This window comes from Streptomyces sp. URMC 126 (genome assembly GCF_051386555.1).
In the GTDB taxonomy this organism is placed as follows: domain Bacteria; phylum Actinomycetota; class Actinomycetes; order Streptomycetales; family Streptomycetaceae; genus Streptomyces.
On record NZ_JBPQTX010000261.1, the window covers coordinates 1 to 10,181 of the forward strand.

Consider the following 10,181-nt stretch of genomic DNA (forward strand, 5'->3'; position numbering starts at 1 on the left):
GCTCCCGGGCGCGGGCTGCCGGGGCCGTGGGGCACGGCCGGTAGATCCCGCCCCCGGGAGCCTGTCGTAACCGAAGGGACGGAGGGCCCGCCGGGGACGCAGAGGCGCCCCGAGAACGCAAGCGTCCGGTCCCCCTCATCCTCCGGCCCCGCCCGCTACCCCCTACGCCACCGGATCCGCCGGATGCGGAGCCATCGGCAGCAGCGAAGCCATCCGCTCCTCGCACAGCTCCACCAGCCGCGCGTACCCCTTCTTCCCCATCAGCTCCACCAGCTCCGCACGGTAGGTGACGTACACCGGCTCACCGGCGCCGTGCGCCGAGCGCGCGGAGGTGCACCACCAGTGGAGGTCGTGACCGCCGGGGCCCCAGCCGCGCCGGTCGTACTCGCCGATGGTGACCTGGAGGACCTGGGTGTCGTCGGGCCGGTCGATCCAGTCGTAGGTGCGGCGGACGGGCAGCTGCCAGCACACGTCGGGCTTGGTCTCCAGCGGCTCCCGGCCCTCGCGCAGGGCGAGGATGTGCAGGGCGCAGCCGACGCCGCCCGCGAAGCCCGGGCGGTTCTGGAAGATGCAGGAGCCCTTCCAGCGGCGCGTCTGCCGCTCCCCGTCCTCGTCGAGCTGCGTCCAGCCGCCCGCCGACGAGCCCTCGTCGTGGAACTGCCAGATGTCGGGCGTGAGCCGCGCCACGTGGCCGGCCACCCGCCGTTCGTCGTCCTCGTCGGAGAAGTGCGCGCCCAGCGTGCAGCAGCCGTCGTCCGCCCGGCCCGCCTTGATGCCCTGGCAGCCGCTGCCGAAGACGCAGGTCCATCGGGAGGTGAGCCAGGTCAGGTCGCAGCGGAAGACCTGTTCGTCGTCGGCCGGGTCCGGGAACTCGACCCAGGCGCGGGCGAAGTCGAGCCCGACCTCGTCGGACGCGTTCCGCTGCTCGGGGGCCTGCTGCGCGGGGGCCTTCGCCTTCTTCGTCTTTGCCACACCTCAAGCCTATGTGTCCCCACCGGTCCCAGTAGCGTGCACGACATGAGACTCGGTGTCCTGGACGTGGGATCGAACACGGTCCACCTGCTGGTGGTGGACGCGCACCCCGGCGCCCGCCCGCTGCCCGCCCACTCCCACAAGGCCGAGCTGCGCCTCGCGGAACTCCTCGACGGCTCCGGGGCCGTCACCGACGCCGGTGTGGACCGTCTCGTCGACGTCGTCAAGGACGCGCTCCGGGCGGCCGAGGACAAGGGCGTCGAGGAGGTCCTGCCGTTCGCCACCTCCGCCGTCCGCGAGGCGCCCAACGCGGACGCCGTCCTGGCCCGCGTCCACGAGGAGACCGGCGTCCGGCTGTCGGTGCTGTCCGGGGAGGAGGAGGCGCGGCTCACCTTCCTCGCCGTCCGCCGCTGGTTCGGCTGGTCGTCCGGCAAGCTGCTGGTCCTCGACATCGGCGGCGGCTCCCTGGAGATCGCCTTCGGGCAGGACGAGGAGCCCGACGCCGCCGTCTCCCTCCCCCTCGGCGCCGGCCGCCTCACCTCGGCCCGGCTGCCCGGGCCGGTGCCCGACCCCGAGGACGTCCGGGCGCTGCGCCGGCACATCCGCGCGGAGATCGCCCGGACGGTCGGCGACTTCGCCCGGCTGGGCACCCCCGACCACGCGGTCGCCACCTCCAAGACCTTCAAGCAGCTGGCCCGCATCGCCGGCGCCCCGGGCTCCGGCGCCGGCCTCCTCGCCCAGCGCACCCTCACCCGCAAGGCGCTGGAGGACTGGGTCCCCCGGCTGGCCGCGATGACCCCCGAACAGCGGGCCGCGCTGCCCGGTGTCCCGGCGGGCCGGGCCCCGCAGCTCCCGGCGGGGGCGCTGGTCGCGGAGGCCGCGATGGACCTGTTCCGGCTGGACGAGGTCGAGCTCTGCCCCTGGGCGCTGCGGGAGGGCGTCATCCTGCGACGCCTGGACCACCTGCCCGCCGTGTGACGGGCGGTCGTACGCTGTCCCTCGTGACAGAGCCAGTGGTGCGCATCCCGGATGCGAAGGTCGCCCTGTCCACGGCCTCGGTCTACCCGGAGTCCACGGCGACGGCCTTCGAGATCGCCGCCCGTCTGGGCTACGACGGAGTCGAGGTGATGGTGTGGAACGACCCGGTCAGTCAGGACGTCGACGCCCTGCGCCGGCTGTCCGACTACCACCGGATGCCCATCCTCGCCGTCCACGCGCCCTGTCTGCTGATCACCCAGCGGGTGTGGTCCACCGACCCCTGGGTGAAGCTCCAGCGGGCGAAGTCGGCGGCCGAACGGCTCGGCGCGAGCACGGTCGTCGTCCACCCGCCGTTCCGCTGGCAGCGCTCCTACGCCCGCGATTTCGTGCGCGGCCTGTGGCGGATGGCCGACGAGACGGACGTCCGTTTCGCCGTGGAGAACATGTACCCCTGGCGCTACCGCGACCGCGAGATGCTCGCCTACGCGCCCGACTGGGACGTCACCAACGACGACTACCGGCACTTCACCGTCGACCTCTCGCACACGGCGACGGCCCGTACGGAGGCGCTCGACATGATCACCCGAATGGGTGACCGGCTCGCGCACGTCCACCTCGCCGACGGCAACGGCTCCAACAAGGACGAGCACCTGGTCCCCGGCCGCGGCAAGCAGCCCTGCGCCGAGTTGCTGGAACGGCTGGCGGTCGGCGGCTTCGACGGACACATCGTGGTCGAGGTCAACACTCGGCGGGCCATGTCGACCGCCGAGCGCGAGGCGGACCTGGCGGAGGCGCTGGCCTTCACCCGGCTGCACCTCGCGTCCCCGACGGGCGCGGCCCGGCCGTGACGTCCCCGGAGCCGCCGGCCCCGCCCAGACGGCGCGGGCGCCCGCCCCGCGCCGAGGCGGCCAACGGGCCGGGCGCGCGGGAACGCATCGTCGCCGCCGCCCGCGCCGAGTTCGCCGAGCGCGGCTACGACAAGGCGTCCATCCGGGCCATCGCGCGGGGCGCGGACGTCGACCCCGCCCTCGTCCACCACTACTTCGGCCCCAAGGAGAAGGTGTTCGCGGCGGCCGTGGAGGTCGCCTTCGCGCCCGCGATGCCCGCGCCGGACGTGCTGCTGGAGGGCGACCGGGAGCACGCGGGCGAGCGGATCACCCGCTTCATCCTCGGCGTCTGGGAGAACCCGGTCACGCGGGAGCCGGTGCTCGCCATCCTCCGCTCGGCGGTGGCCAACGAGACGGCGGCGTCGGTCTTCCGCGACCTCGTCACCCAGCGGCTGATGCGACGCGTCGCGGGCGGCCTGGACATCCCGGACGCCGAGCTGCGTTCCGAGATCGCGGCGGCGCATCTGGTGGGGGTGGTGATGCTGCGGCATGTGATCAAGGTGGAGCCGCTGGCGTCGGCGGATTTCGCGGACGTGGTGCGGATGGTGGCGCCGGCGGTGCAGCGGCATCTGGAGGGGGGCGGGTAGCCCCGGTCCCTCCCCCAGAGGGGGCACCCCCACTTCGCCGTTTCCCGGGGCTGCGCCCCAGACCCCCTTTTCGCGGCTTCGCCGCTCGTCCTCAAGCGCCGGACGGGCTGGATGACCCGTCTCACATCCCGGAAACCGTGTCCGGATCACGGATCCCGCGGCGTACCCTCGACAGCACACGTCGACGAGCGGAGCGAACATGCCCGAGCTGAGGTCCCGTACCGTCACCCACGGCCGCAACATGGCGGGCGCCCGAGCCCTTCTGCGCGCCGCGGGTGTAGCGCGCGAGGACTTCGGCAAGCCGATCATCGCGGTGGCGAACAGCTTCACGGAGTTCGTGCCGGGCCACACCCACCTCCAGCCGGTCGGCCGGATCGTCTCCGAGGCGATCAAGGCGGCGGGCGGCGTGCCGCGCGAGTTCAACACCATCGCCGTGGACGACGGCATCGCCATGGGCCACGGCGGGATGCTCTACTCCCTGCCCTCCCGCGACCTGATCGCCGACTCGGTCGAGTACATGACCGAGGCGCACTGCGCGGACGCGCTGATCTGCATCTCCAACTGCGACAAGATCACGCCGGGCATGCTGATGGCCGCCCTCCGGCTGAACATCCCCACCGTCTTCGTCTCCGGCGGCCCCATGGAGGCCGGCAAGACGACGCTCGTCGACGGCACGGTCCGCACCAACCTCGACCTGATCAGCGCCATGTCGGACGCCGTCTCCGAGTCCGTCTCGGACGAGGACCTGGCCCGCATCGAGGAAGCCGCCTGCCCCACCTGCGGCTCCTGTTCCGGCATGTTCACCGCCAACTCCATGAACTGCCTGGTCGAGGCGCTCGGCCTGGCCCTCCCGGGCAACGGCTCGGTCCTCGCCACGCACACCGCCCGCAAGGAGCTGTACGAGGCCGCGGGCCGCACGGTCGTCGAGATCACCCGCCGCTGGTACGAGCGGGACGACGCGACGGTCCTGCCGCGCTCCGTCGCCTCCCTCGCCGCCTTCGAGAACGCGATGGCCCTGGACGTCGCCATGGGCGGCTCCACCAACACCGTCCTCCACCTGCTGGCCGCCGCCCAGGAGGCCGGGCTCGCCTTCGACATGACGCACGTCGACGCCGTCTCGCGCCGCGTCCCCTGCCTCTGCAAGGTCGCGCCCAACGGCTCGTACCACATGGAAGACGTGCACCGGGCCGGCGGCATCCCCGCCATCCTCGGCGAGCTGCACCGCGCCGGACACCTGCACGAGGACGTCCACAGCGTGCACGCCGACTCGCTCGCCGAGTGGCTCAAGCGCTGGGACGTGCGCGGCGGTTCGCCCGCTCCGGAAGCCGTCGAGATGTTCCACGCCGCCCCCGGCTGCGTCCGCTCGGCCGAGGCGTTCTCGCAGTCCGAGCGGTGGGAGACGCTCGACCTCGACGCCGCGAACGGCTGTATCCGCGACACGGCCCACGCCTACTCCGCCGACGGCGGCCTCGCCGTCCTCTACGGCAACCTCGCCGAGGACGGCTGCGTCGTGAAGACCGCCGGCGTCGACGAGTCGATCTGGACGTTCGAGGGCCCGGCGGTCGTCGTGGAGTCCCAGGAGGAGGCGGTGGACGCCATCCTCACCAAGCGCGTCAAGGAGGGCGACGTGGTCGTCGTCCGTTACGAGGGCCCCAAGGGCGGCCCCGGCATGCAGGAGATGCTCTATCCCACCTCGTTCCTCAAGGGCCGGGGCCTGGGCGCCAAGTGCGCGCTGATCACCGACGGCCGCTTCTCCGGCGGCACCTCGGGCCTGAGCATCGGCCACGCCTCGCCCGAGGCGGCGTCCGGCGGCACGATCGCGCTCGTCGAGGACGGCGACCGCATCCGCATCGACATCCCGTCCCGGAGCATCGAACTCCTGGTGCCGGACGAGGAACTGGCGGCCCGCCGCGCGGCCCTCGGCGGCGTCTACGCCCCCCGGAACCGCGAGCGCAAGGTCTCGCAGGCGCTGCGCGCGTACGCGGCGATGGCGACCAGCGCGGACAAGGGCGCGGTGCGGGACGTCACCAAGCTGGGCTGAACGCCGCCGGGGGAGCGCACCCGGGTGATCCTTCCGGGCGGCGGGACATGGAGGGCGCCGGCCGGGCAACACGTCCCTTCATGGCACCGAGTGGACTCAACCAGGACCGAACGGACGACAACCCCTTCCGCCGCCCCGGATCCCGCCGTTCCCGCCCGCCCCGGCTCCGTGCCGCGCTGCTGGCCGTCTGCGGCGCCGCGACGGCCGGCGTACTGCTCGCCGGGTGCGCGGACGACGACGGCGACGGCGGAGGAGCGGCCTCCTCCTCGGCCGGCGCCTCGCCGTCCGGCTCCGGAGCGCCGACGGTGACGGGCCCGTCCCCCGCCACCGAACGGCCGCTCACCAGCGATCAGGCGGAGCGGAAGGCGCTGGTCCCGGCGGCGAAGACCGGGTGGGAGCAGGCCGCCCGGGCCGCGACGGGCGACGTCGCGGGCGGCAAACTCCTCGCCGTCGAACTGAAGCGCGCGCCGGACGGCGGGCCCGAATGGCACGCCGAGGTCGCGACGGCCGACGGAACGGCCCACTCCGTCGTCGTCGACGGTGTCACCGGCAAGGTCACGAAGTCGGCCGCCGACGCCGACCAGGACGGCGACGACAAGCGGGAACGCGCCGACCACCTCAAGGCCGCCCGCGTCACCCCGCAGGACGCCGCCACGACGGCCACCGGCCGCAAGAAGGGGACGGTCACCGCGCTCGAACTGGAGACGAGTGACGTGAAGACCGGAGGGGGCGAGAAACTGATCTGGTCGGTGGATGTCGTGACCACCAATGACTGGAACAAGACCACCTACGACATCGACGCCACCGACCGGGCGGTCCTCCGGGAGCACGTCGACCGCGACTGACCGCCTCGCGGTCGGCCACCTCCTGATCGGCCACACCGCGCTCGCCGTTCGCCGCCTGCCGCCCGGTGCCGGCTCAACGCCAGTGCTCCGGCTCCCGCCCGTTCAGCGCGAACACCGTCCCGTCGGGCGCGGAGGCGTAGACCTTCCCGCGCGCCGCCACCGGCGGCGGCAGCACCCCCGGGAAACCCTGCCCGGCCCGGGCCAGCCGCGGCTTCGTCTGGCCCAGCAGCTCGCCGCCGAGCGCGTCCACCGCTATCAGCCGGCCGTCCGCCGCCGAGAAGTACACCCGGCGGTGGTCGGCCACCAGCGCCGACGCGTTGGCCACCGACGTCTCCGTCCGCCACATCTGGAGCCCCCGCTCGGTGTCCACCGAGGTCAGCCCCCCGTCGTTCGACAGGATGTAGACGGCGTCCCGCCGCGACACCGCGCTCGCCGCGAGCACCGGCGCGCTCAACAGGACCCGGCGCTCCCGCCGCGTCGCCGGGTCGTACCGCACCACCGCCGAGACCCGGTTGTCCGCGTCCGCGACGGTCAGATAGAGCCCGCCGTCCCACCGGGCGCCGACGACCGACAGACTGCCGCTCGCCGTCCACTGCCACAGCGACTTGCCGGTGAGCGGGTCCACGGCGACGATCCGGGTGGACCGCCCGTTGTCCGACGGGGTGACGGCATAGGCGGGGCCGGTGCCGTAGGAGGAGAAGACCGGAGCGCGGAGGCCGGAGACACCGTGCCGCCACCGCTCCTTGCCCGTCCGCGCGTCCACCGCCGTGACCGTGCCGTCCTCGGCGACCAGCAGGACGGTGTCCCCCGAGAAGTAGACCCGGCCGGGGAAGCGCGACACGTCCCTCGTCCAGCGCTGCGCCCCCGAGGCGGCGTCGAGGGCGAGCAGCCGGTGGCCGTCGGGGGACAGGACGTGCACCAGGCCGCCGGCGACGACGGGCGCCGCCAGCGCCGTGTCCGGCCGCCGGCCCTCCTCCTCCCGCCGCCACGCCACCGTGCCGTCGTAACTGTCGATGCGGACGGCGAGGAGCCCCGGAGCGGAGCAGTACAGCGCGCCCTCGGCGTGGTCGCAGAAGGCCGGCCGGGCCTCGCCGCGCCGCCCGGGCGGCTTCCCCGGCAGCGACACTTGCCATGGCTGCCAGACGGTGCTCGCCGAGCCGGCGTGGGTCTGCAGCGGCTCGTCCTCGGTGTCGGCGTGCCGTATGGCCCACCCGGCGCCCACACCCAGCGCCACGGTCGCCAGCGCCCCGACCACGAACCACGTGACACGCCGCCACCGGGACCGCGCCGCCGGGACCGGCTCCGCGGACGCGTCCCCGTCCCTGCCCCTGCTCGTGCTCCTGCCGCCCGGCGGACCCTGGGACGGGAACCGGGCGGGATGGGTGACGGGAGTGTCCGCCCGCGCGGGACGGGCCTCCGCCCGGGGCGGGCGCAGGCCGCGGCGGGGCGGCCTGGGCGGCGGCTCGTACGGGACGTCCGGCAGCCGGGGCGCGACCTCCGGAAGCCACGGGGGAGCGGGACGCGTGCCGGGCGGGGGCGTCGGCAGCCGGGACATGATGACGTCCGGCGTCGGCCGCAGCTCCGGCTCCTTCGCCAGACAGTCCTTGAGCAGCGGGACGAGGTCCTCCGGCACCCCCGCGAGCTCCGGCTCGTCGTGCACCACCTGGTACGCGACCAGGTAGGGGCTGTCGGACCCGAACGGACCGCGCCCGGTCGCGGCGTGGACGAGCACCGACGCCAGCGCGAACACGTCGGCGGCCGGGCCGACTTCGCGCGGCCGCTGGAACTGCTCGGGGGCCATGAACGGCGGGGTGCCCACCAGCTTCCCCGTCTCGGTGCGCAGTTCGCTGTCGTACGGCCGGGAGATGCCGAAATCGATGACCTTCGGCCCGTCCTCGGAGAGCAGCACGTTGCTGGGCTTCAGATCGCGGTGGACGACCCCCGCCCGGTGGATGTCGCGCAGCGCCTCCGCGAGGCCGGCCGCCAGCCGGCGCACCTCGTCCGGCGGTAGCGGGCCGTTCCGCTTGATGTACGCGGCGAGGGTCGGCCCGGCGATGCACAGCGTCGCCATCCACGGCCGGTCGCAGTCCGGGTCCGCGTCCACGACGGGGGCGGTGAACGCGCCGCTCACCCGGCGGGCCGCCGCCACCTCCTGCCGGAACCGCGCCCTGAACTCGGGATCCGCCGCGTACTCGGCATGCACGACCTTCACGGCGAGCCGCAGCCCCGACGGTGAGTGCGCCAGGTGGACGACCCCCATGCCGCCCGCGCCGAGCCGACCCTCCAAGCGGTAGCGGCCCGCGTACTCCGGATCCTCCGCTTCCGGGCCGTTCCCGGTGTCGCGCAGCGGCGGCATTCCCCACCCCCGTGTCGTGTCGGCCGCATAGGCGGCTTGCGGAGCCTAATCGATGGGGCACCTGATGCCCGGGAGGACGTGCCCGACCTTGCTAGCCTGCGCATGCCATCGGCCCGTCAACAACCATCTTTTGACGGTCATTTCGAAACAGGGGAGGGCACACTGTGGCCAACGAAGAGATCGTCGAAGAGCAAGCCCGAAGTGCGGCCGAGGACGCAACTCCGGTCACCGACGCATCGTCCGCGCCGTCCATAGCCTCCGTCCAGGCGGCGGGGGACGCCGTTTTCTATCCGCTGGCCCCCGGTTACCAGGTGAACGTACGCAGCGGCCCCAGCACCAGCAGCCGGCTGGTCAAGATCCTTCCGCAGAACACCCGCGTCGCCATCCGCTGCCAGACCCGCGGCGAAACCGTCTCGGGCCCCTGCGGTACGACAAACATCTGGGACAACATCGCGCCCGGTCAGTATGTATCCGACGCCTACGTGAAAACCGGAAGCAGCGACTTCGTGACGATTCGGTGCGCATAGCGATCGTTAGTGATCGCCTCTGACGGGGGTGTGGTGGACCGGCCCGCCGCACCCCACTCCTCTTCTCCGTATCCGACACGGGAAGACGACGGCCCGGGGCAATAATCGGCGCATGACTGCACAGAACCGGACAACCCCCTCCGCCGACGGCTCGGAGCCCGACCCGATCCGGTTCTTCGGCACGAGCTGGGTCGCACACGACGCCGGATACGTGTGGCGCCGCGCCGCCGTCGCCGTCGGCGGCCTGGTCGGGGCCGTGGCGGGCGCGCTGCTGCTCCGCCTCGGGTACCAGGGGCTCGCCATCGCCAAGGTGGGCGGCCTGGTGAACGTGATCGTCGTCGTGGGGGTGGCGGTCTGCACGGCCCTCGCCTTCCGGCGTACGTGGGAGGGGTTCACCGGGCGCGCCGAGGGGTCCTCTGCCTCCTCCTCTTCTCCCTCCTCCTCTTCGTCCTCCTCTTCGCCTCCCTCTTCGCCCCTGTCTTCGATGGAGTCCCCCTCCTCGGCCCAGACCCTGATGCTGATCGGCTTCATCGGCGTCTTCCTGGCCTGGTCGCTCCGCGCACTCCAGGAGGCCCCTGGGGAGAAGCTGCGCCGGCAGCGGTACGAGGAGCGGATGCGGCGCGGAGCGGCGAGGCGGGCGACCAGAGGCGGGAAGTAGGGGTGGTGCGACGAGGGCGAGGGGGTGGGCGCGAGCACCGTCGAACCTCGTGTAGAGTTCTTCGAGTTGCCACGGCGTCCGCGAGGAGGCCACGGCGGCACTTCACGCCACTCGGCGGGATCCACTACTGCACGGCCCCTGAACGGGATTGATTTCGGCATGCCGGAATTCGGTTCGGTTTGGGCCCGGGGCTCCGATTAGGAGCCGCGGGGGAAATCCGCTAAAGTAGTGATCACGCCGCAAGGCGGGAAACAAACCCCGCTCCAACAGGGGGCCGGAAACGGAATCCGAACCGGAAACGGAACGGAAAACGGATCTGGTAAGGTTGGA

The 10,181-nt window shown here is 73.0% G+C and carries 9 protein-coding genes; 7 read left to right on the top strand and 2 right to left on the bottom strand.

Annotation, left to right across the window (positions count from 1 at the left end):
• Nucleotides 1-162 precede the first annotated feature (162 nt).
• Nucleotides 163-972 (bottom strand): hypothetical protein, encoded by an 810-nt coding sequence (locus ACSNOK_RS25490; protein WP_436783106.1) that lies wholly within the window; start codon nucleotides 970-972, stop codon nucleotides 163-165.
• Between the two features lie 45 nt (nucleotides 973-1,017).
• Between ACSNOK_RS25490 and ACSNOK_RS25495 the strand changes: the two genes are divergently transcribed.
• The 5 genes from ACSNOK_RS25495 (at nucleotide 1,018) to ACSNOK_RS25515 (ending at nucleotide 6,310) form a co-directional block, all read left to right on the top strand.
• Entirely contained in the window at nucleotides 1,018-1,950 is a 933-nt protein-coding gene (locus ACSNOK_RS25495) for a Ppx/GppA phosphatase family protein (protein WP_436783107.1), read from the top strand.
• Nucleotides 1,951-1,985: 35 nt separating this feature from the next.
• Nucleotides 1,986-2,798, top strand: a complete 813-nt coding sequence (locus ACSNOK_RS25500; protein WP_436783114.1) for a sugar phosphate isomerase/epimerase family protein — start codon at nucleotides 1,986-1,988, stop codon at nucleotides 2,796-2,798.
• Entirely contained in the window at nucleotides 2,795-3,424 is a 630-nt protein-coding gene (locus ACSNOK_RS25505; protein WP_436783108.1) for a TetR family transcriptional regulator, read from the top strand. Before ACSNOK_RS25500 ends, ACSNOK_RS25505 begins: the two co-directional genes overlap by 4 nt.
• Nucleotides 3,425-3,623: 199 nt before the next feature.
• Nucleotides 3,624-5,465, top strand: a complete 1,842-nt coding sequence (gene ilvD, locus ACSNOK_RS25510) for a dihydroxy-acid dehydratase (RefSeq protein ID WP_436783109.1) — start codon at nucleotides 3,624-3,626, stop codon at nucleotides 5,463-5,465.
• 80 nt (nucleotides 5,466-5,545) lie between these two features.
• Entirely contained in the window at nucleotides 5,546-6,310 is a 765-nt protein-coding gene (locus tag ACSNOK_RS25515; protein WP_436783110.1) for a PepSY domain-containing protein, read from the top strand.
• 73 nt (nucleotides 6,311-6,383) lie between these two features.
• Here ACSNOK_RS25515 and ACSNOK_RS25520 read toward each other — a convergent pair whose 3' ends face one another.
• Nucleotides 6,384-8,666: a serine/threonine-protein kinase gene (locus tag ACSNOK_RS25520; protein WP_436783111.1), complete on the bottom strand. Its 2,283-nt coding sequence runs from the start codon at nucleotides 8,664-8,666 to the stop codon at nucleotides 6,384-6,386.
• 164 nt (nucleotides 8,667-8,830) lie between these two features.
• Between ACSNOK_RS25520 and ACSNOK_RS25525 the strand changes: the two genes are divergently transcribed.
• Nucleotides 8,831-9,193, top strand: a complete 363-nt coding sequence (locus ACSNOK_RS25525; RefSeq protein WP_436783112.1) for an SH3 domain-containing protein — start codon at nucleotides 8,831-8,833, stop codon at nucleotides 9,191-9,193.
• A gap of 112 nt (nucleotides 9,194-9,305) precedes the next feature.
• Nucleotides 9,306-9,851 carry an EamA/RhaT family transporter gene (locus ACSNOK_RS25530; RefSeq protein ID WP_436783113.1) on the top strand — a complete coding sequence of 182 codons (546 nt, stop codon included), beginning with the start codon at nucleotides 9,306-9,308 and terminating at the stop codon, nucleotides 9,849-9,851.
• The last annotated feature ends 330 nt before the right edge of the window (nucleotides 9,852-10,181 follow it).